At 73.9% G+C, this 22,486-nt stretch carries 15 protein-coding genes; 11 read left to right on the forward strand and 4 right to left on the reverse strand.

Translation table 11 applies throughout. The features are described 5' to 3' along the window. Positions 1–21: 21 nt before the first annotated feature. Complete coding sequence (locus ACLIRP_RS17845) at positions 22–2,055, forward strand: TonB-dependent receptor (RefSeq protein WP_412061823.1); 2,034 nt, start codon at positions 22–24, stop codon at positions 2,053–2,055. Positions 2,056–2,114: 59 nt separating this feature from the next. Here the strand turns inward: ACLIRP_RS17845 and ACLIRP_RS17850 are convergent, their stop codons facing one another. Beyond that, a complete protein-coding gene (locus ACLIRP_RS17850; RefSeq protein ID WP_412061824.1) occupies positions 2,115–3,278 on the reverse strand; it encodes an MFS transporter in 1,164 nt (387 codons plus the stop codon). A 435-nt stretch (positions 3,279–3,713) separates the two neighbouring features. Between ACLIRP_RS17850 and ACLIRP_RS17855 the strand changes: the two genes are divergently transcribed. The 4 genes from ACLIRP_RS17855 to ACLIRP_RS17870 all read left to right on the forward strand — a co-directional run bounded on the left by ACLIRP_RS17855 (position 3,714) and on the right by ACLIRP_RS17870 (position 7,467). After that, positions 3,714–4,868, forward strand: coding sequence for an aminotransferase class V-fold PLP-dependent enzyme (locus tag ACLIRP_RS17855; RefSeq protein WP_412061825.1), 1,155 nt, complete (start codon positions 3,714–3,716; stop codon positions 4,866–4,868). A gap of 440 nt (positions 4,869–5,308) precedes the next feature. Then, positions 5,309–6,142 (forward strand): SDR family oxidoreductase, encoded by an 834-nt coding sequence (locus tag ACLIRP_RS17860; protein ID WP_412061826.1) that lies wholly within the window; start codon positions 5,309–5,311, stop codon positions 6,140–6,142. Positions 6,143–6,224: 82 nt separating this feature from the next. Beyond that, positions 6,225–6,542, forward strand: a complete 318-nt coding sequence (locus ACLIRP_RS17865; RefSeq protein WP_412061827.1) for a gamma-butyrobetaine hydroxylase-like domain-containing protein — start codon at positions 6,225–6,227, stop codon at positions 6,540–6,542. Positions 6,543–6,696: 154 nt separating this feature from the next. Beyond that, positions 6,697–7,467: a LytR/AlgR family response regulator transcription factor gene (locus tag ACLIRP_RS17870; protein ID WP_412061828.1), complete on the forward strand. Its 771-nt coding sequence runs from the start codon at positions 6,697–6,699 to the stop codon at positions 7,465–7,467. Positions 7,468–7,497: 30 nt separating this feature from the next. Here ACLIRP_RS17870 and ACLIRP_RS17875 read toward each other — a convergent pair whose 3' ends face one another. Further along, complete coding sequence (locus tag ACLIRP_RS17875; RefSeq protein ID WP_412061829.1) at positions 7,498–8,661, reverse strand: tetratricopeptide repeat protein; 1,164 nt, start codon at positions 8,659–8,661, stop codon at positions 7,498–7,500. A gap of 318 nt (positions 8,662–8,979) precedes the next feature. Here ACLIRP_RS17875 and ACLIRP_RS17880 point away from each other — a divergent pair, with 318 nt between their 5' ends. The 4 genes from ACLIRP_RS17880 to ACLIRP_RS17895 all read left to right on the forward strand — a co-directional run bounded on the left by ACLIRP_RS17880 (position 8,980) and on the right by ACLIRP_RS17895 (position 17,732). Continuing rightward, positions 8,980–11,841, forward strand: coding sequence for a TonB-dependent receptor domain-containing protein (locus ACLIRP_RS17880; protein WP_412061830.1), 2,862 nt, complete (start codon positions 8,980–8,982; stop codon positions 11,839–11,841). A gap of 47 nt (positions 11,842–11,888) precedes the next feature. Beyond that, on the forward strand, positions 11,889–13,373 hold the full coding sequence (locus tag ACLIRP_RS17885) for a hypothetical protein (protein WP_412061831.1): 1,485 nt from the start codon (positions 11,889–11,891) through the stop codon (positions 13,371–13,373). Positions 13,374–13,805: 432 nt separating this feature from the next. Next, complete coding sequence (locus ACLIRP_RS17890) at positions 13,806–14,855, forward strand: hypothetical protein (RefSeq protein WP_412061832.1); 1,050 nt, start codon at positions 13,806–13,808, stop codon at positions 14,853–14,855. 78 nt (positions 14,856–14,933) lie between these two features. Next, positions 14,934–17,732 (forward strand): phosphoenolpyruvate carboxylase, encoded by a 2,799-nt coding sequence (locus ACLIRP_RS17895; protein WP_412061833.1) that lies wholly within the window; start codon positions 14,934–14,936, stop codon positions 17,730–17,732. A 2-nt stretch (positions 17,733–17,734) separates the two neighbouring features. On the opposite strand, the gene ACLIRP_RS17900 is transcribed toward ACLIRP_RS17895, so the two are convergent. After that, complete coding sequence (locus ACLIRP_RS17900; RefSeq protein ID WP_412061834.1) at positions 17,735–18,151, reverse strand: hypothetical protein; 417 nt, start codon at positions 18,149–18,151, stop codon at positions 17,735–17,737. Between the two features lie 79 nt (positions 18,152–18,230). Then, entirely contained in the window at positions 18,231–18,668 is a 438-nt protein-coding gene (locus ACLIRP_RS17905) for an Lrp/AsnC family transcriptional regulator (protein ID WP_412061835.1), read from the reverse strand. A gap of 316 nt (positions 18,669–18,984) precedes the next feature. Between ACLIRP_RS17905 and hutU the strand changes: the two genes are divergently transcribed. Both hutU and hutH read left to right on the forward strand, forming a co-directional pair. Continuing rightward, on the forward strand, positions 18,985–20,652 hold the full coding sequence (gene hutU, locus ACLIRP_RS17910) for a urocanate hydratase (protein WP_412061836.1): 1,668 nt from the start codon (positions 18,985–18,987) through the stop codon (positions 20,650–20,652). Positions 20,653–20,863: 211 nt separating this feature from the next. Further along, a complete protein-coding gene (hutH, locus tag ACLIRP_RS17915) occupies positions 20,864–22,417 on the forward strand; it encodes a histidine ammonia-lyase (protein ID WP_412061837.1) in 1,554 nt (517 codons plus the stop codon). Positions 22,418–22,486 lie beyond the last annotated feature (69 nt).

Consider the following 22,486-nt stretch of genomic DNA (forward strand, 5'->3'; position numbering starts at 1 on the left):
CCGCTCTCCCTCCGACTCGTCATGCGTCGCCTCGTTCTCGCCGCCCTGTTCGGGGCGGCCGCCTCCGCTCAGCCCGCCCCCGACACGACCGAGGTGCGCCTCGACGCCGTCGAGGTGACGGCGGCGCCCTTTTCGCTCGCGCCCGACCGCGCGCCGTTCGCGCTCGCGGTCCGCCAGCGGGGCGCCGTGGAACGGGCGACCGACCCCGGCGCGGCGCTCGACGCCGTCGGGCGCGGGCTCCCCGGGCTGTGGATCTCGGACCGCGGCAACCCCTCGACCGGCGAGCGCGTGCTCGTCCGCGGGCTCGGCTGGCGGGCGGCATTCGGCGTCCGCGGGACGCACGTGTTGCTCGACGGCGTCCCGCTCACGCTCGCCGACGGGCAGGGCCAGCTCAACGTGATCGAGCCGGCGCTCGTCGACCGCGTCGAGGTCCTGCGCGGCCCGGCGTCGACGTTCTGGGGCAGCGGCTCGGCGGGCGTGCTCGCGGTGTCGACGGCGCCGTCCGGCCCGCGCGTGCAGGCGCGGGCGCTCGGCGGGGCGTACGGGCTGGCCAAGGGCGAGATCGCCGTCCGGCCCGACGCCGGCGACCGGGCGCGCGTCTTGGCGTGGGGCTCGGCGCTGGCGCAGCGCGGCTTCCGCGAGCAGGCGTCGAACGAGGCGTACCGGGGCGGGGCGACGGCGACCGTCGACCTCGGGGACGGGCAGACACTTGGGCTCGTGGGGCTGGGGGCGTTCGTGCCGCGCGCCGAGTCGCCGGGCGGGATCACGGCCGAGCAGGCCGACGCCGACCCGCGCCAGGTCCGCGACGTATCGATCTCGCAGGACGCCCGCAAGCGGCTCGCGCAAGGGCACCTCGCGGCCTCGTACAGCCGCCCCGCGTTCGGCGACGCCCGCGTCCGGATCACGGCGAACGCGGCAGGGCGGACGCTCGACAACCCCATCGTCCCGCGTTACATCACGCTCGACCGGCTCTCCGGCAGCCTGCGGGCGGTGATCGAGAAGGCGCCGCCGGGTGCCCTCGGGTGGGCCGTCGGCATCGAGCAGGAGGCCCAGCGCGACGACCGCCTGGAGCGCGCCAACGACGGCGGCCAGCCGGGGACGGCCGTCCTCACCGACCAGGTCGAGACCGTGCTGGCGAACGCCGCTTTTGGCCAGCTCACCGTCCCGCTGACGCCCGCGCTGACGGCCACGCTCGGCGGCCGCGTCGACCTGCTGGCGTACCGCGCCGACCCGGCCGGCGAGGCCGCCGAGACGATCCGGCTGAGCGCCGCCAGCCCCTCCGTCGGGCTCGCGTACCGCACACACGGCGCCACGCTCTACGCGAACGCCGCAGGCGCCCTCGACGCGCCGACGACGACCGAGCTCGGCAACCGCGCCGACGGCGCCTCAGGCTTCAACCCGGACCTCGCGCCGGAGCGGACGTGGGGCGGCGAGGTCGGCGTCCGCGCCAGTCGTCCGCTCGCCGGGGGCCGCGTCGGGCTCGACGCCGCCGCCTTCGCGGCCGTCGCCCGCGACCTCTTGCTGCCGGTCGAGATCGACGACGTGACGTTTTTCCGCAACGAGGGTCGCGCCCGGCATCGAGGCGTCGAACTGGCGCTGAGCGCCGACCGGATCCGCCTGGGCCCCGGGCGCCTCGATGGCGCCGTCGCGCTCACCGCTGCGAGCGGAGAGTTCCTGTCCGGCCCCGCCGACAGCCCCACGCCCGAGGGCAACCGCGTCCCCGGCTTCCCGCCCCGGCTCGCGACGTGGACGGCGACGTGGACGGCCTCGGGCCCGCTCGCGGTCGCGGTCGGGATCGACGGCGAGGCGGCAGCGGCGTACGCCGCCGATAGCGCGAACCGGTTGGAGACCGACGCCTACGCCGTCGTCCACCTCCGGCTGGCGCTCGTCGGCGTGCCGGTCGGGTCCGCACGCGCGACGCCGTTCGTGACGGTCCGCAACGTCGGCGGCACGGCGTATGCGGGCTCGGTCGTGGTCAACGCCTTCGGCGGGCGGTTCGTGGAGCCCGCGCCCGGCCGGCACCTCGCGGCGGGCGTGTCGGTGACGTTGCCGTGAGGGACGAGGCCTAGAGGCCGAGATGCGCAGAGCGGGCGTCCGCCCATGCCCTCGTCCCTCTATCCCTCCGTCTCTCTCACCTTCCGGAACGCTGCGCGTGAGCCGAGCGCGACAGCCGCCGCCAGCGCCACCAGCAGTCCGAACGACACGCGGAGCCCGGCCGCCTCGGCGACGAACCCGAGGACGGGCGGCCCCGCCAGAAACCCGAGGTAGCCCGCGCTCGCGACCGCCGCGATCCCAACGCCCGGCGGCAACGGGGCGCGCGACGCGGCGCGAAACAGGGCGGGCACGACGGCCGCCATCCCCAGCCCGACGAGCCCGAACCCGACGACGGCGATCCACACCGCTGGCGCCAGCACGACCGTCGCCAGCCCGACCGCGCCCACCGCCGCTCCGGCGCGGACGACGGACGCGTCGCCCCAGCGGTCGGTCAAGGCGTCGGCGCCAAAGCGGGTGCCGGCCATGCACGCCGAGAACGCGGCGAACCCGAGCGCGGCGACGGCGGGCGACGCCGCGAGCACCTCGCGCATGAACACGGCGCCCCAGTCGGCCACGGCGCCCTCGACGACCAGCCCGCAGACCGCGAGTGCCGCGAGACCGGCGACCGGGCCCGTCGGCCACGCCACGGCCGGGCCGTCGTGCACCGGCGCCTCCGACCTCGGCGCCCACGCGCGCCAGCCCTGCACGAGCGTGGCGCCGGCGAAGACGAGTCCGCTGGCGCCAAAGTGGAGCCCGAGCGGCACGCTCGCCGCCGCCGCCAGCGCCCCGATCCCCGCGCCGACCATCCCACCCAGGCTGAACAGCCCGTGGCACGCGCCCAGGATCGACGCGCCGTCGGCTGCCTCGACCTCGGCGGCCCACGCGTTCATCGCCACGTCCAAGAGCCCGCTCGCGAGCCCGACGCCGACGAGCGCGAGCGCCAGCGACCCGAACCCGGTCGCCAGGCCGGGCCCCACGACGCCCGCCGCGAAGACGGCCAGCGCCCACAGCGTCACGCGGTGCGCCCCGAGGCGCGCCACCAGCGGCCCCGCCGCCGAGGCCGACACCACGAGCCCGGCCGCCAGCCCCAGCAGCGCCAGCCCCAGCGCGCCCTCGCCGAGACCGGTCTGTGCCTGGATCTCGGGGATGCGCGAGGCCCACGTCCCGTAGAGCACGCCGTTCGCCCAGAACGGCGCGGCGGCGGACCGGCGGCGCGGGGTGCGGAGGACCGCCGGGAGCGTCATCGGCCGGCGTCGGATGCGGCACGGCGGCGCGGCTGGCGGGCGGCGCGGGCGAGCGCGGCGGAATGCGGGGACGACAAGGGCGGTCGGGGGTGGGCGGGGAGGATAGAGAGGGGACACGGCGGAGGCTGGCGCAAGCAGGTACGACCCCTCACCGGGTCCCTCTCCCAAGGGGAGAGGGGACTCGGTCTGGGTCCGTATCTGCTTGCGGCTCTTATTCCGCCTTCGGATACCGAGACAGTTCATCACGCCGACCACCGCCCCCCTACGACGTCCCCTCTCCCTGAGGGAGAGGGACAGGGTGAGGGGGCCGCCGCCAGCAAGCCCGTCGGCCCCAGCGGGTCTGCCGCCCGTCCGGGCGCGCCCTGCTCGGACGCCGTCGCGAGCACCGACGACCCGGGCGATCTATCCTCCCGCCTCCACCCACCACCCCCGCCCGTGCTCCCGTCCCAGCGCTCGCTGTTCTCACTCCCCGACGGCCTCCACTACCTCAACGGTGCGTACCAGAGCCCGCTCCTCAAAGCCGGGGAGGCGGCCGGGATCGCCGGCGTCCGGGTCAAGAACGACCCGTCGACGATCCAGCCGGCCGACTTTTTCGAGCCCGCCGACCGCGTCCGCCAGCGGTTTGCCGACCTCATCGACGGCGACCCCGCGCACGTCGCTCTGGTCCCGGCGGCCTCGTACGCGATGGCGACGCTCGCGCAGAACCTCGCCGTCGAGGCCGGGCAGACGGTCGTCGTGCTGGCCGAGCAGTTCCCGAGCCACGTCTACCCCTGGCGCCGGCTCGCCGACGCCGCCGACGCGACGGTCGTGACGGTCGGCCCCTCGGGCCCGCTCGGCACGCCCGGCCGCGGGGCCGAGTGGAACGCCCGGCTGCTCGACGCCATCGGGCCCGAGACCGCGCTCGTCGCCGTCCCCCAGGTCCACTGGGCGGATGGGACCGTGTTCGACCTCGTCGCTGTCGGCGCGCGGTGCCGCGAGGTCGGCGCGGCGCTCGTCGTCGACGGGACGCAGTCGGTCGGCGCGCTCCCGTTCTCGGTCCGGGAGGTCCGGCCGGACGCGCTGGCGTGCGCGGGCTACAAGTGGCTGCTGGGGCCGTACACCTCGGGCTGCCTCTGGCTCGGCGAGCGCTTTTTGAATGGCCGCCCGCTCGAGGAAAACTGGATCGGCCGCGCGGGCAGCGACCAGTTCGCCGGCCTGACGGACTACCAAGACGCCTACGCGCCGGGCGCCGCCCGCTTCGACGTCGGCGAGCGGTCGAGCCCGATCCTGCTCCCGATGCTGGCGGCCGGGCTGGAGCAGATCCTGGCCTGGGGCGTGCCCGCGATCCAGGCGCGGTGCCGGATGCTGGCGGACCGGATCGTGGCGGGCGCCGCCGAGGTCGGGTACCGCGCCGAGGCCGCCAGCCATCGTGCCGGTCACCTGTTCGGACTCGCGCCCCCGGCCGGGACCGACCTCGACGCGGTCCGCCAGTCGCTCGCGGCGCGCCACGTGTCGGTGTCGGTGCGCGGCGCCGCGCTCCGCGTCTCGCCGCACGTCTACAACGACGAGACCGACGCCGATGCCCTGCTGGCGGCGCTCGCGGCGGGGTAGCGCAAGCAGGCGGGAGACGAGCGGGGCCTGCCCACGTTGGCGAGAAGCTCACTACAGCGTCAGCCCGAGCTTGTCGAGGGATCTCTGACGAGCAGCGGGGTGCGCGCTAGAGATCCCTCGACAAGCTCGGGATGACGACACGATGTGTTTCAGCCAACGCATGGCCTGCCTGCCACTTCCCAGGCTTGCGTAGTGGTTTCCAAGCCACGCAGAGACATTTCCCAGTCACGCAGGGCACGCCCCAGGCCTGCAATGGGATTTCCAAGCCACGCAGAGCCATTTCCGAGGCACGCAGCGCGTCGTCCGAGGCATGCAGCGCTCTATCCGAGGCTCGCAGCGCGTCGTCCGAGGGGTACGGCGTCGTTTCCGAGGCGTGCGCCCGACGGCTCCGAACCCCGCCACGCGTGCCGGGTACCCTGCGCCCCCTCCCCGCACTCCCGATGGCGACCCTCGCAGGCAAGACGATCTTCCTCACCGGCGGCAGCCGCGGCATCGGCCGGGCGATCGCGATCCGCGCCGCGCGCGACGGCGCGAACGTCACCATCGCGTCCAAGACGGCCGAGCCGCACCCCAAGCTGCCCGGCACCATCCACTCGGTCGCCGCCGAGATCGAGGAGGCCGGCGGGCAGGCGCTCGCGCTCCAGGTCGACGCCCGCGACGAGGACCGCGTCGCCGAGGCGATCGCCGAGACGGCCGACCGCTTTGGCGGCATCGACATCGTGATCAACAACGCGTCGGCCATCCACCTCGCCGACACCGAGAACACGCCGATGAAGCGGTACGACCTCATGCAGCAGGTCAACGCCCGGGCGACGTACTGCGTCACGCAAGCAGCGCTTCCGCACCTCAAGGACAGCGCCAAGGCCGGCCGCAACCCGCACGTGCTGGCGCTCAGCCCGCCGCTCAACCTCGACCCGCGCTGGTTCGAGGGCCACGTCGCCTACACGATCTCGAAGTACGGCATGTCGATGTGCATTCTGGGCTGGGGCGAAGAGTTCAAGGCGTACGGCATCGCCGCGAACGCGCTGTGGCCGCGCACCACGATCGCCACGGCGGCCGTCCGCTACGCGCTCGGCGGGCAGGCGATGATCGACATGAGCCGGACGCCCGAGATCATGGCCGACGCCGCGCACGCCGTCCTGACGAAGCCCTCGACCGAGACGGGGAATTTCTACATCGACGACGAGGTGCTGGCCGAGATCGGCGTGACCGACTTGTCAGGCTACGCCGTCACGCCGGGCGCGACCGAGTTCATGCCGGACCTGTTTCTGTGAGTTCGGTACAGGGTACTTGGTACCGGGTACGAGCCGCGTCTTGCCCCGTCGATCTGTACCCCGTACCTCGTACCGCGTACCCATGACCGCCCAGCCCGTCCGCCTCGAAGCCGACGCCGAGGCCCAGCAGCTCACCGTCGGGTGGGCCGACGGCCACGTCTCGACCTACTCGTACGAGGGCCTGCGCCGGGCGTGCCCGTGCGCCGAGTGCCGGGGCGGGCACGGCCAGATGGCCGAGCCGGTCGACCCGGTCGTGTTCGAGCTCCCGTCGCTGATGACGTACGAGATCGAGGAGTTGCGCCCCGCGGGCCACTACGCGCTCCAGATCGTGTGGGGCGACGGCCACGGCTCGGGCCTCTTCCGCTGGGAGGTCTTGCGCGGCTACGACCGGTCAGGGTGAGCGGGCGGCTGCCGGCTGCGTGAGCCGCGCCGCGCCGGGACGGTCAGGGCACATTGCCTCCCCCCTGTAACACCCGGCGCCCGGATCCGTTGGGGGATCTCTGTCCACTGTTAAAATAACAACACGTGGCCTTGTCTCGTCCCCGTCCAGGCCCATGGACCCTCTCTACACCCTCGTCGCCGGGGGCGACCCGGCATCTCGGACGCAGATCGCGGACTGCCTCCACCACCTCCCCGACGTCGCGGTCGTCGACGTCTGCGCGAGCACCCTGGCCACGGTGCGGGCCCTGGCCACGCGGCCGGTCCAGCTCCTCGTCCTCGACGTCGACGTGCCACCGGACGGCGCGCGCGCCGCGCTCGACCGCATCGGCGCGGACGTGCCGCCAGCCGTCGTGGTCACGGGGGCCGGCACCGGCGACGGGCTGTGGGCCTTCGGCGCCGGCGCCGTGGACTGCCTGGAGGCGCCAGCCTCCCCGGACCGCCTGCTGACCGCCGTCCACCGCGCGCGCGAGCGGGTGCAGCACCTCGAGGTCCGCCGGCACCGCGACGAGCTGCTGGCGCTGCTGGACGGGAGCGACCCCACCCCGCCCGCCCCGACCAATGGGCATCCGCTGGTGGTCCGCTCGGGGAGCCAGCTGGTGTTCCTCGACCCCGACGAGGTCGACTGGGTCGAGGCCAGCGGCGTCTACGTCAGCCTCCACTGCAACGGGACCCGCCACCTCTTGCGCGAGACGCTCCGCCACGTCGAGGAGCACCTGGACCCGGGCCACTTCGTCCGCATCCACCGGTCGACGATCATCAACGTCACCCGGGTGCGCCGGATCGTCCCGCACCTCAACGGAGGGGCCGTCGTGCTGCTGAAGGACGGGACGCAGCTGAAGATGAGCCGGAGCTACCGCGAGCGGATCAGCGCGACGCTGGGCTGAGCGATAGGCAGTCGCGGGGCGAGCAACGGCTCACGACCGGGTCGCCGGCGCCTCGGTCGTGAGCCGGGCGAGGCGCTGGCGCACCTCGCGAGCGAGCGCCTCGTGCTCGGGCCCGGTCGCCAGCCGGAGGCACGCGGCGTAGTCGTCCCGGGCGGCTCCGAGGTTGCCGGCCTGCTCGTGGAGCGCCCCGCGCGCCTCGTACACCAGAACGTTGGGGGCCGCCCGGAGCGAGGCGTCGAACCGCTCCAGCGCGACGGCGTCCTGCCCGAGGGCCTGGTACGCGAGCCCCTCCGCGTGCAGCACGTCCGCGACGACGCCCTCCAGCGCGGTCACCGCCGCGAGCGAGGCCAGGGCGTCGGCCGGCCGGCCGAGCGCGATCTGGGCCAGGCCCCGCCCGTACAGCGCGTCGGAGAACGCCGGGTCGAGGGCGAGGGCCCGGTCGAAGTCCGCCAGCGCGGCCCGGAAGTCTCCGGTCAGTAGGTGCGCGCGGCCTCGGTTCGAGAACGTGAGCCCCAGCGTCGGGGTGAGCGCGGCCGCCCGGTCGTAGTCGGCGATCCCGCGGGCCATCTCGCCCTGGTCGACAAAGTGGGAGGCGCGGAGCTGGACGAAGTACCCCACCATCTCGCGCCGGGTCTGGGGGTGGAGGGCGGCCTGCGCGCCCCGCCCGGCCACCAGCGACGCGACCAGCCACTCGGGCCGCTCTTCGGGGACGGTCGTCTCCCAGAAGACGCGCTGGCGGCCGTCGTCCCAGAGCACCATCGCGTGGCTGGGCATGAACACCGCGGAGAGGGGCCACCCGAACACGTCGGCGACCGTGAGGTACGCCGTGACGAGCACGTCGCAGTCGCACCGCCCTCGGGCCAGGGCCGCGCTGATGAGCCCGCTCCCCAGGTCGGTCGAGAGCTCGGGGCAGGCGAGCGACACCGCCTCGGCGACGGCGCCGAGCACGTCGCGCGGCGCCGCCGAGGGCGGCGGGGGGTCGACGGCGTCGAGGACGCGCTGCAGGGCGCGGGCGGCCGGAGCGATGTCGACACCCGCCTCTTGCTCGACGGCGAGGGCCGCGAACCCGGTCGGCATCTGGATCAGCGTCTCCGTGTCCGGGGCCAGCAGATCGGGGGGGGTGGCGTGGGCGGGGCGGGCGTGGAGGCTGGCGAGGGCGACGAGGACTGCCGCGAGGCGGAGGGGACGTGTCATGGGTCGGACCGGGAGGACATCATGCTCCCTTCACGGACGGACGGCCCGTGAGGTACGCGCCGTGTTGCCAGCTGCAGCGGGGTGTTGCCAAGGGGCGGGCCGTCGTTGCGAACCCTCGGCGCCGGGCCCGGCGCGGCGGGCAGGGCACGCCCGCGAGGCGGGGCGCGCGCCGGCATGGCGGGCCTAGTGCCCTCTCGCCGTGCGACTCGCATCGGCACGCCGGCCACTCGCGACACCGGCGCGCGGCGAGCAACAATCTCGCTAGAGATGGCCGCGACGCACCCTAGGCTGAGGGGAATCCCCCTTCCGGACCCTCTCATGCGCCACGTCTTCTCTGCCCTCCTCGTCCTCGTGCTCGCCGGCGCCGTCGCCGCCCAGGGCACCATTCGGGGCACCGTCCTCGACGCCGCCAGCGGCGAGACCGTCCCCGCCGCGAGCCTGCTCGTCCAAGAGCTGGGCCGGGGCGCGGCCTCGGACCTCGACGGCCAGTTCGAGATCACCGAGGTCCCCGCGGGGACCTACACGCTGGTCGCCACCTTCCTCGGGTACAGCCGCACGACGGTCCCCGTGACCGTCCGCGACGGCGACGTGTCCGTCGTGACGGTCTCGATGGCCGAGGACCGCCTCGGCCTCGACGAGGTCGTGGTGACGGGCCAGGGCGCGGCCGTCCAGACGCGCCGGCTCTCGACGACCGTCGAGGTCATCACGCCCCGCCAGATCGAGGCGATGCCGGCGACGCGGCTCGACGAGCTGCTCCAGGCCCAGCTCCCGGGCGCCCAGGTCCGGTTCTCGTCCGGCCAGCCGGGCACGGCCTCGCTGATCCGCTCGCGCGGGCCGATCTCGGCGTTCTCGTCGACGACGCCCGTCATCTACGTCGACGGCGTCCGCGTCGACAACCTCAACACGGCCGCCGCGCTCGGCATCGACACCGGCGGCGCGCAGTCGAGCGCGATCCCCGACATCCCGATCGAGAACGTCGAGCGGATCGAGTTCATCAAGGGCGGCGCCGCGACGACGCTCTACGGGTCCGACGCGGCGAACGGCGTGATCCAGATCTTTACCAAGCGCGGGGTTTCGGGCCAGACGACGCTGACGTACGAGGGCCAGGCCGGCTCCATCGTCGGCACCCGGGACTTCCTGAAGTACGACCAGACGGCCGACCTGCTCTACCGCGCCGGCCTGAGCCAGCAGCACCGCCTGAGCGGGAACGGCGGCGTCGCCGGGCTGACCTACAGCTTCGCCGGGTCGCTCTACGGCGACGACGGGTTCCGCGAGGGCAACCGCCAGGAGCAGTACGGCCTGCGGACGACCGTCGGCGGCCGCGTCTCGAACGCGCTCCAGTACGCGGGCAGCTTCGGGTTCACGGCGCTGGGCTTCGAGCGCGACGTGAACGCCAACAACGGGCTCGCCACCTTCGGGAGCCTCGAGGGCGGCCAGGAGGGCGACCTCACGACGCTCGACGCCGGCCAGCTCGCCGTCCTGGGCGACTCGATCCGGACGCTCGTCTCGCTCTACGACTACACGGGCGACACGCGGCGCTTCCAGACCTCCCAGCAGCTCGACCTCACGCCCGGCCACGGCCTGGCGTTCAAGGGCGTCATCGGCCTCGACTACCGGGCGAGCACCGAGGAGGAGGTCCAGGGCCCGGCGTTCCTGACCGCCGCCGGCCTCCCGCCCACCTCCAGCACGCTCATCCGCTCGCAGCGCCGCTTCCTCGGGCTGACGCTCGAGGCGACGGGCCAGCACCAGGGCGACATCGGCGACTTCTCGTTCGTGAGCACGGTCGGCGGCCAGGTCTTCCGCGACGACGACCGCCAGGACGCGCTGACGGCGACGAACATCGCCGAGGGCTCGACGTCGCTCAACAACGCCGCCGACCAGACGGCGATCGACTTCAACCTGGTCGTCGCCAACTACGGCGTCTACGTCCAGGAGAACATCGGCTACCGCAACCGCTACTTCGTCGAGGGCGGCTTCCGGGCCGACGCCAACTCGGCGTTCGGCGACGAGATCGGCGTCGTGGGCTACCCCAAGGTCGGCCTCGGCTACGTGCTCTCGTCCGAGCCGTTCTGGGAGGGCAGCCCGATCCTCCGGACGGTCGCGCCCTACGTGAAGCTCCGCGCCAACCTCGGCTTCGCCGGCAAATTCCCGACCCCGTTCGCCAACGACCGCTTGGTCACGGCCACGCCGTTCCTGGGCGAGATCGCCTACACCTACGGCCAGTTCGGCAACCCCGACCTGCGGCCCGAGCGCGTGCGGACGATCGAGGCCGGCGCGGACCTCGCCCTCAGCGGCGGCCGCCTGGGCCTCGAGGTCACCTACTTCAACGCCCGGACGGAGGACGCCCTCTTTACGGTCCCGTTCGTGCCGACCTCGGGGCGCGGCGCCCAGCTCTTCAACGTGGGCGAGATCCTGAACACGGGCTGGGAGCTCGCCGCCCAGGCCTTCGTGCTCGACGGGCGCGACGCCTCGCTCCGGCTCAACGCCTCGCTCAACACGCTGAGCAACGAGGTGGTCGACAACGGCGGGACGGCCCCGTTCTCGGTCGGCGGGTTCACCTTCCTGGGCCAGTGGATCGAGGAGGGCCAGCCGGTCGGCTACCTCCGCGGCGACCGCCCGACGTTCGACGCCGAGGGCAACCTCGTCGACGTCGAGCGCGACGCGGTCCTGGGCAGCCCGCTCCCGGACCTGTTCGGGACGATCGGCCTCAACGCCCGGCTGTTCGGGCGCGTCGACCTGCTCGTCTCGGCCGACTACCAGCTCGGCGCCCAGGGCATCGCCGTCGACGACGTGCTCCGCTTTTTCGGCGGCGTCCAGGACGAGGACCGTTTCCCGACGGCGCCCGACGGCAGCATCCCGGCGCTCAGCCAGGGCTCGTTCTTCGACCTGGCCGGCGTCTGGGTCGAGGACACCGACTTCCTCAAAGTCCGCCTGATCTCGCTCGGCTATGACGTGCCGCCCCAGTGGTTCCGCAACCCCGTCGTGCGGTCGCTGTCGGTCGGCGTGCGCGCGGTGAACCCGTTCAACGTGGTGGCCTCGTCGTTCGACCCCGAGGTGACCGGCGACAACGGGCAGAGCGGGACGGGTGGCGTCCAGAACGGCGTCAACCTGGGCGTCTTCGGGTTCGGCACCGAGTCGCCGCCCCGCCAATTCCTGTTCAACCTCAAGGCCGGGTTCTGAGGCTCGCCGCCTCGGGGCCGCCCCCTGTACCCCCGTCCCCCGATCCCATGCGTGTCCTGCTCCGCTCCGCCCTCGCCGCCACCGTTGTCGCCCTCGCCCTCTCGGCCACGCCGGGGTGCGACCTGGTCGACCCGACGGGCGTCGAGAACCCGAACGTCACCGAGGACGACTTCCTCAACTTCCCCGACCCGATGACCTCGTGGCTGCGGGGCATGGAGCGCCAGATGTCGCTGGCGCTCAACAACCGCAACAACGACCTCGAGAGCTCCTACATCGCCACGGCCGAGATCGCCTCCGACAACTACGTCAACACGTCGACCTTCTTCAACCAGTTCATGGACGGGCTGACGATCGACCCGGCCGACGACGACCTCGAGAACCCGATGCGCGAGCTCCACGACCTGCGCTCGACGGCCGAGTTCGGGCTCCGCCGCGTCGCCGTCGCCGACGAGACGACGACGGACGACCAGCTCGCCGAGCTCCACTTCTTCAACGGGATCGCCCACCTCTACCTCGGGGAGATCTGGCACCTCGCGCCGGCCGACTCGGGCGGCGTGCCGCTCCCGTCCGCCGACCAGTTCGCCCGGGCGGTCGCCTCGTTCGACCTCGCGCTCGCGCTCTCGACCAGTCCCCAGCGGCGGGTCGGCTACCAGCTCGCGCTCGCCCGCACGCACCGCAACCTCGGCGACGCCGGCGCGGCCCGCGCGGCGGCCCAGGCCGTGATCGCCGCCGACCCCGACTTCCTGCGGTTCGCGACCTACGACTTTATCAACAACCCCGAGAACGACGTGCAGCTCGCCATCTTCGGGCGGCCGCAGAACGACCTCCAGCCCTTGCCGCGCCTCGACGTGCTGGATCCGAAGTTCTTCAACAGCGCCGAGCCGAACGCGGTCGACGACCAGTACGCCGACATCGCCTACCTCAAGGGCGAGGAGGCCTTCCTGATCCTGGCCGAGGCGCAGCTCGCCGACGCCGACCTGGCCGGTGCCCGGCAGACGATGACCGACCTCCTCGGGGTCGTCGCGAGCCGCAAGACGACGCCGCTCCGCGACGCCGACGACCCGCGCCAGAACCGGGGCGGCAGCGCGCGCCCGAACGGCTCGGAGTGGACCGTGGCGTCGGCGCCGGGCGCCCCGCAGCGGGCCGGCCTGGTGCGCTCGCGGAGCGACGTGGTGGCCGTCCCCGTCATCTCGGGCACGACCGTCGGGGCTGGGGACGTCGCCGCGGTGGGCACCGTCGACGACGCGCTGGCGCTGCTGTACCTGCTCCGCCAGGAGATCTTCCTCGCCGAGGGGCGCCGGATGATAGACCTCGGGATCAAGTGGGCCGTCCCGCTCGACGAGATCCTGGTCAACGCGAACATCGCCGACGGCGACCCGGCCACGCAGCCCGTCATCCCGGCCTTCCTGCCGACCACGGAGATGGACGCCTTCACGCTCGACGCGGACGCCAAGACGGTGACGATCCTGCACGACCTCAACGCGGTCCTGGTGGCCAACAAGACGTCGCCGCTCGTCCTGCCCTTCCACTGACACGGAGATCCGGTAGGCCCCGGGGCTTTGGTGGGAGGCGGGGGCGCCGCGGCAAAGGGACCGATCTCTTGCTTGGCGCTTGCCTCTCGCCCACGGCGACCCCGACCGAAGGTGCTCTGGACCGCCAGACCCCACGACGCCAGCGCGCTGGCTGACCTCGCCGCCGAAGCGCCGGTGGCGCGGGCGAACGCGGTCTGTCGTTCTGCGGGCCCGAGATGGCGGTGGGCGGGGCCCGTCGGGGCGACCACACCGAGGTGGTGGGGGACGGGGGATCTGCTGTGGAGTCTGCCGAGGGCGGTGGTGGTAGAGACGCTCGCGGAGAGGTCGGGTCATTCCGGACCGCGCACCGGGAAACCCGCACCTCGCGCCGGGGGGGCACCCGATTTCGGCGACGCCTGCGGGGCCCCACCTTCCATGACGCCCCCGCCGCCCATGTCCCGACTCCTCGTCCTCGACCCGGCCTGCTCCCGCCCGTATCGGAGCCGGTCCCTCTACGACCGTCCGCTCGACGCTCGCGAGACGGACGTGGTCCGGCTCACGGACGCGCTCGCCCAGCGCGGCCACCGGGTGACCGTAGCGCAGGCCGGCCGGGTGTGGCCGCGGCGGTCGCCGGGCGGCGTGGCGTACGTCCCGTTCGACTACGGCGGGAGCTGGCGGCACCTCCCGGGCGCGGACGCGGTCGTCGTGCTGGAACGCGAGAAGGTGCTCCCGCGCGTGCGCCGGCGGTTCCCTGAGGCCCGGCTGGCGCTGTGGCTCCACGCGACCCCCGGGAAGGGCCGTCACGCGCTCGGCCCGCGGGCCGCGGGCGCCGGGGCGGTCGTGGTGTGCGCCTCGGGCGGCCACCACCTCGCCGTCCGCGAGCGGATCGCGGCGTCCGACGCCTGGGCGCGGACGACCTACGTCCCCAGCCCCGTCGCGGGCGACCTCGTCCCGGACGCGACGGCGCCTGACCCGGACAAGCTGGTCGCCTTCGCGGGGCCCGGGTTGGACGAGGTGCTGGCGGCGTTCGCGGCCGTCCGCGCGGTCCGGCCCGGCGTGTGGCTCTACGTCGTCGGCGGGCACGGCGATCTGGGGCCCGGCGCCGCCCCGCTCGGGGCGATCCCGCACCGCGAGGCCGTCCGCCACGTCCGGAGCGCGTTCGCCGTGCTCGCCGCCCAAGTGGGGGCGCCCGTCCCCTCGGCCCGCGCGCTCGCCGAGGCCGTCGCGGTGGGGACGCCGGTCGTGGCGCACCCGCACCCCGCCGTCTGCGAGGCGCTCGCCGAAACGCCCGGCGACGGCCGCCAACTCGTCGACGCGCGCGAGACCCACGCCGCGGCCCGTCGGCTCGCGCGGTGGTGGGACGAGGGCCGCCCGGCCGTCCGGTGCCCGTCGCACCTGCGGACCGACCGCGTGGCCGACGAGTGGGAACGGCTGCTCCAGGCGACCGACCGGGTCCACCGCATGTCGCCAGCCGGGCTCCGAGCGCCGGCCGTGGCGGCCTGACCGCCACGGTTGGAGGCCGGCAGCCGGGCACCGTCGCGGGGGCGGGGCGTGTACGGCGCCCACCCGCCGTCTCCGCCCGTGCCCGACCCCGCCCTCGCCGCCGCCACCTCCGCCGGGCTCACCAGCGTCCACGCCCGCCGCGTCGCGCTCGTCGAGCGGCTGGTGATGCGCGTCGCGCGCGAGCGCTACGGCGACGGCCCGGCCGACCTCGCCGCCGACTGGCTGGCGACCGCCCGCGCCGACGGCCCGCCCGCCTTCGACCGGCTGGCGACCGCCATCGAGGGCGAGTCCGTCGAGGCGCTGTCGGCCGTGCTGCGGACGCTGACGGCCTACTTCCACCTCGTCAACAAAGCCGAGCAGATCGAGATCGTGCGCGTCAACCGCGAGCGCGAAATGGCGGCGACGGCCGAGGCGCCGCGTGGGGAGTCGATCGCGCACGCCGTCGCCGGGCTGGCAGCGAGCGGGCTGGACGCCGAGGCCGCCGCCGCGCTCGTGGCCCGGCTCGACATCCAGCCGACGCTGACGGCGCACCCGACCGAGGCGCGGCGCCGGACGGTCCTCTTGCACCAACAGGCCGCCGCCGCCGCGCTCGACCGACTGACGGGCGACGACCTGACGCCCGCCGAGGCCGAGGACGCCGAATCCGAGGCGCTCGGCCGGCTCCGGCTGCTGCTGGCGACCGATGAGGTCCGCGCCGGCAAGGTGACCGTGCGCGACGAGATCCGGCACGGCCTGTACTTCGTGGCGACGAGCATCTGGGAGGTCGTCCCGCGCGTCCACGCCGACCTCCGCCGGGCCTTCCGGCAGTCGTACGGCACGGCGCCCGCGATCCCGCCCGTCCTCCGCTACCGCTCGTGGATCGGCGGCGACCGCGACGGCAACCCCAACGTGACGGCCGAGGTGACCGAGTGGGCGCTCCGGGCGCACCGCGAGGACGCGCTCCGCCTCCACCGCCGCGCCCTCACCGAGCTCCAGCTCGAACTCTCCGTCAGCGATCAGCAGGTCGACTTCCCGGCCGCGCTGTGGGCGTCGGTCGAAGCCGACCGAGACATTGTGGAGCTCCCCGAGCGGCGCTGGCGGCAAAACGCGCACGAGCCGGTCCGCCTCAAGCTGATGCAGATGGCCGCCAAGCTCGACGGCCTGATCGCCTCGCTCCCCGAAGGCGACTCCGGTCAAATGCGTCGACCTGACGCCGCTCCCGCCTATGACGCCGCCGCCTTTGCCGCCGACCTCGACCTGCTGGCCGACAGCCTGCGCGCCGCCGGGCTGGCGCCGCTCGCCGACGAGGGCACGCTCGCCGACGCCCGCGTCCGCGCGGCCACGTTCGGCTTCCACCTCGCCGCGCTCGACCTGCGCCAGCACAGCGAGGTCCACGAAGCCGCCGTCGCCGACCTGCTGGCGCGCGCGGGCGTCGAAGCCGACTACGCCGGTCTGGGCGAGGCCGAGCGGACGGCGCTGCTGACGCGCGAGCTCGAAAACCCGCGCCCGTTTATCCGCCTGGGCGGCGAGGTGGGCCCCGAAGCCGACCGCGTGCTGTCGGCGCTGCGCGTCGCGAAGGCGGCGATTGAGGCCGAGCCCGCGTCCGTCGGCAGCTACATCGTGTCGATGACCGACGCCGTGAGCGACGTGCTGGAGGTGCTGCTGCTGGCGAAGGAGGTCGGCCTGTGGCGCCGTCAGGCGGACGGCACCATCGAGTCGCCCATCGACGCCGTCCCGCTGCTGGAGACGGTCGCCGACCTCGAGGCGGGCCCGGCGCTGCTGACGGAGCTGTTCGCCAACCCCGTCTACGCGGCGCATCTCGAAGCGCGGGGCGGCTTGCAGGAGGTCATGCTCGGCTACTCGGACTCCAACAAGGACGGCGGGTACTGGCAGGCCAACTGGTCGCTCCACAAGGCGCAGGGGAAGATTGCCGCGACGTGCCGCGAGGCGGGCGTCGACCTGCGCTTCTTCCACGGCCGCGGCGGGACGGTCGGGCGCGGCGGCGGACGGGCCGGGCAGGCGATCCGCGCCATGCCGCCGGTCGCCCAGACGGGCCGGATCCGGTTTACCGAGCAGGGCGAGGTCATCTCGTTCCGCTACGCGCTCCCCGGGATTGCGCGGCGGCACCTCGAGCAGATCGTCCACGCCCAGCTCGGCGCGCTCGCGGATGCCGAGGCGCACCGCGACGACACGGCCGCGGCGCCGTCCCCCCACGTTCACGCGTTGATGGAGCGGCTCGCGGACCGCTCGATGGAGGCCTACCGGACGCTCATCGACGCGCCCGACTTCTGGCCGTGGTACGCCTCCGCGACGCCGATCGCGCACATCGCCGGGCTGTCCATCGCCTCGCGGCCGATCTCGCGGAAGGGGATGGGCGAGCTCGACTTTGCCGGCTTGCGCGCCATCCCGTGGGTCTTTTCGTGGACCCAGCCCCGCTACACCGCGCCCGGCTGGTACGGCGTCGGCGCCGCGCTCGCGGAGGTGCCCGGCGAGCAGGAGCGCCTGCGCGAGCTGTCGACGTCGTGGCCCTTTTTCCAGGCCGTCACCGGCAACGCGATGCGCGAGCTGGCACGCGCGCGGTTCGTGGTCGGCGAGCGGTACAGCGCGCTCGCGGAGGCGGGCGGGGCGCCCGCCGCGCCGTTCGCGGCGGTTGCGGCCGAGCACGACCGGACGGTCCAAGCCCTGCTGGCGGCCGTGGGGCGGGATACGTTGCTGGATCCGACACGCGCGATCGCGGCGACGATCCGGTACCGCAACCCGGCGACGGACGTGCTCAACCTGGTCCAGCTCGACCTCATGCGCCGCTGGCGGGCGACCGACACGCCGGCGGACGCGCTCCACCAGGCGCTGCTCCTGTCCGTCAACGCCATCGCCGCGGCGATGCAGTCGACGGGGTGAGGCTACGCGCGGCGGTCGGGGGTCGCGGTTTCGAGCACCTCGGCGTCGAGGCCGAGCCACTCGGCGGCCTCGGCGCGCGAGCGGACGGTGTGAAAGTGGCGGCCCATCCCGATCGTCAGGGCCTCGATGAGGCGGACGAGCACGGCAATCGCGTCGCGGGTCGTGACGCAGGCGACGCGGCCCTCGCCGAGCGCGTCGGCGTGCCCACGCATGGTCGCGATGAGGTGGGCGAGGTCGCCTGGCGTCACGTCCACCTCCGTCGTTTCGGAGAGGTCCCAGATCTCGTCGAACCCGGCGACCCAGCCGTCCTGCGCGACCATCGCCGTGCAGGCGGCGGCGAGGTCCTCGCCGGAGACGCGGCCGGAGCCGACGGCGAGTCCGATGCGGGACTCGGGGAGGGTCGTGAGATGAAACGGCATGTCGACGGGAACGGGGGGCTGCGGAAGATATCGGAGGTCCGTGGGGACCTCGCCCTCCGGGAGCCCATCCGCCGTCGTCCTAGCCCGCTGGCGCGACCGCCCGCCGCGGGACCGGCGTCGACAGGATCATCTGGGTGACCGGCTCGCCGAGCGGCAGCAGCTTGTCGATCAGCACTTCGAGCGCCTCCATCGAGGCCACGGCGACGACCATCAGCAGCGACGAGCTGCCGGTCGTGCGGTGGCAGACCAGGATCTCGTCGAGGTCCAGGATCTGCTCCAGGCTCCGCCCGTAGCGCGCGCGGTCGACCTGGAGGTGGAGCACGGCCTGCACCGGGCGCCCCAGCCGGGCGGGGTCGATGGCGGCGTGGTACCCGGTGATGACGCCGTCGGCTTCGAGCCGCGCCAGCCGCTCCGAGACGGCGGGCGGCGACAGACCCACGCGGCGGCCGAGCTCGGCGTACGTCAGGCGGGCGTCGAGCTGGACTTCGTGGAGCAGGCGGTGGTCGAGGGCGTCCATGGGGAGGAATTGGAGCGTGGAAGAGGAGAGCGCTCGCGCCCTCCCAGAACACGTCATCCCGAGCCCTGCGAGGGATCTCAGCATAACCCTCGCCTTCGCGACGAACGGAAGGACGGGCGTGAGGGCCATGCTGAGATCCCTCACGTACGTTCGATCACGCAAGGTGTAGGGGAGCGATGGGGATCGCCGTGAAACCAGGGCCGGGAGCCTGTGGAATCCCGCGGATCGAAAGTAGAGGCGCCCGAAAACCGTGGATCGTGTCTTCGGGCTCGCGGGCGCGCCCGGTACTCTGTAGGCAGACCCCCGCCGACCCGCCATGACCGACGACCCCACGATCCGCGCGCCTCGAGGCACCGCCCTCTCCTGCAAGGGCTGGCACCAGGAGGCCGCGCTGCGGATGCTGACGAACAACCTCGACCCCGAGGTCGCCGAGCGCCCCGAGGACTTGGTCGTGTACGGCGGCTCCGGCAAGGCCGCCCGCGACTGGCCGTCGTTCCACCGGATCGTCGAGACGCTGCAGCGGCTGGAGGACGACGAGACGATGCTCGTCCAGAGCGGCAAGCCCGTCGGCGTCTTCCGGACGCACGCCGACGCGCCGCGCGTGCTGATCGCCAACAGCTGGCTGGTCCCCCGCTGGGCGACCTGGGACACCTTCCGCGAGCTGGAGGCCGAGGGCCTGACGATGTACGGCCAGATGACGGCGGGCTCGTGGATCTACATCGGCACGCAGGGCATCCTGCAGGGCACGTACGAGACGTTCGCGGCGTGCGCCCGGACCCATTTCGGCGGCGACCTCTCGGGTCGGCTCGTCGTCACCGCCGGGCTCGGCGGGATGGGCGGCGCCCAGCCGCTCGCGGCGACGATGACCGGCGCGGCCTTCCTGGGCGTCGACGTGGACGAGACGCGGATCCAGCGCCGCGTCGACCAGGGCTACTGCGACCGGCTCTCGCACGACCTCGACGAAGCGCTGGGCTGGGTCGAGGACGCCCGCCAGCAGGGCATGGCACTGTCGGTCGGGCTCGTGGGCAACGCCGCCGAGGTGCTCCCAGAGATCGTCCGCCGAGGCACCGCCGTCGACGTGGTGACCGACCAGACGAGCGCGCACGACCTCCGCGTGGGCTACGTCCCCGCCGGGTACTCGCTCGCCGAGGCCGACGCGTTCCGCCAAGCCGACCCCGCCGCCTACGAGCAAGCCGTGCTCGACAGCATGGAGGCGCACGTGACGGCCCTGCTGGCGCTGCAGCGCGGCGGCACGGTCGCCTTCGACTACGGCAACAACCTGCGCGGGCAGGTCGCCGACCGCCGCGGCCGCGCCGACGCCTTCGAGATCCCGGGCTTCGTGCCCGAGTACATCCGCCCGCTCTTCTGCCGAGGCTCCGGCCCGTTCCGCTGGGCCGCGCTCTCGGGCGACCCCGCCGACATCGCGGCGACGGACGCGGCGCTGTTGGAGCTCTTCCCCGACAACGTCCACCTGCGGCGTTGGATCGAACTGGCGCAGGAGAAGGTCCAGTTCCAGGGCCTGCCGGCGCGGATCTGCTGGCTCGAGTACGGCGAGCGCGCCAGGGCCGGCGCGCGGTTCAACGAGATGGTCGCGACCGGCGAGGTGTCGGCCCCGCTCGTCATCGGCCGCGACCACCTCGACACGGGCTCGGTCGCCAGCCCCAACCGCGAGACCGAGGGCATGAAGGACGGCTCGGACGCCATCGGCGACTGGCCTCTTTTGAACGCCATGCTCAACACGGCGTGCGGCGCCTCGTGGGTGAGCCTGCACCACGGCGGCGGCGTCGGCATCGGGTACTCGATGCACTCGGGCATGGTCTGCGTCGCCGACGGGACCGAGGCCGGCGGGCGGCGCCTCAACCGCGTGCTCACCGCCGACCCCGGCACGGGCGTGATGCGCCACGCCGACGCGGGCTACGACATCGCCATCGACACCGCCCGCGAGCGAGGCGTGGACCTCCCGAGTGTCGGGACCGAGGAATGAGGAGCGAGGCACGAGCAGAGGGGCGGTTCCACAGGACGCCTCCGCAGTCCCCCTCCTGGACAGGAGGGGCTAGGGGTGGTGGACCACCCGATCGCAGACGCCTCCTCCATCCGCCGGACCTGCTTGCGAGCCGTGGCTCCTCGCCCGGACGAGGGCACGCCACCGGCATGCCCCTACGTGTGACCCCGCCGATTCGGCAACTTGAATGCCCATGACCGACACGCTTCCCGCCCTCCGCCTCGACACCCTCGACGACGACCTCGGCGCCTCGCTGGCGGCGCTCGCCGACGACGTGCGCCAGCCCAACGGCCGCGTCGCCCGGAGCCGCGCGCTCGTCGACGCGGCGCTCGCGGACGGCCGCGCGCACTACGGGCTCAACACCGGGTTTGGGTCGCTGAAGTCCGAGCGCATCGAGGCGGCGGACGTGGCGACGCTGCAGCTCAACCTGCTGCGGTCGCACGCGTGCGGCGTCGGGCCGCCGGTCCCGCGCGCGATCACGCGCCGGATGCTGGCGCTCAAGGCGCACGCGCTCGGTCTGGGGTGCTCCGGCGTTTCGCCCACGGTCGTCGCCGGCCTGCTGGCGCTGCTGGACGCGGATGTGATCCCGGTGGTGCCGGAGCAGGGGAGCCTGGGCGCCTCGGGCGACCTGGCCCCGCTGGCGCACCTCGCGCTCGTGCTCGTCGGCGAGGGGTCGGCGTGGGGCGACCGCGGGCCCGTCCCGGCTGCGGACGCGCTCGCTGCCGCCGGTCTGTCGCCCGTCGCGCTCGGCGCCAAGGACGGGCTCGCGCTCATCAACGGGACGCAGTTTATGCTGGCGTACGCCGCCGAGGTCGCCACGCGCGCGCGTCGGCTGGCGACGACGGCGGACGTGATCGCGGCGATGACGCTCGACGCTCGGCTCGGCTCGGCGCGCCCGTTCGACGCCCGCGTCGCGGCGGTCCGTCCCCACCCCGGCCACGCGGCGACGGCCGAGGCGGTTCGGCGGCTGCTCGCGGGCTCCGAGATCGGGCCCAGCCACGTCGACTGCGACCGCGTCCAGGACCCGTACTCGCTGCGGTGCGTGCCGCAGGTCCACGGCGCCAGCCGTGACGCGCTGGCGTACGCGAGCGGCGTCGTCGAGCGCGAGCTGAACAGCGTGACCGACAACCCGCTCGTCTTCGCTGCGCGGTCCCCGTCGGGGGGCGACGCGGACGGTGCGCCCGACATCGTGTCGGCGGGCAACTTCCACGGCCAGCCGCTCGCGATCGCCCTCGACACGGCCGCCATCGCGGTCGCCGAGTGGGCCTCGATCTCGGAGCGCCGGACGTACCTCTTGGTCGACGGCGGCGACGGGCTGCCGCCGTTCTTGGTCGAGCGCTCCGGGCTCCAGTCCGGCTTCATGATCCCGCAGTACGCGGCGGCGTCGCTGGTGAGCGAGAACAAAGGGCTGTGCCACCCGGCGTCGGTCGACTCGATCCCGTCGAGCCGCGGGCAGGAGGACCACGTCTCGATGGGCGCGTGGGGCGCGCGCAAGGCGCTCCGCGTGGTCGAGAACGCCGAGCGGGTGCTCGCGGTCGAGGCGCTGTGCGCGGCGCAGGCGCTCGACTTTCGGCGCCCGCTCCGCTCGGGCCCGGGCATCGAGGCCGCCCACGCGGCCATCCGCCACGTCGTCCCGTTCCGCACGGACGACACCGTCTTCGAGCCCGACTTCGCGGCGGCCACCGACCTGGTCCGCACGGGCGCGCTGGCGGCGGCGGCCCAGGCGGAGGTGGGCGAGCTTCCGTAACGATGTGGAAAATCGGGATGCCGGTCCGGCGGCCTCGGCCGTTCTGCTCCGCTCCCACCCCAGCCTTCC

This window comes from Rubrivirga halophila, from assembly GCF_046845755.1.
Classification (GTDB): Bacteria; Bacteroidota; Rhodothermia; order Rhodothermales; family Rubricoccaceae; genus Rubrivirga.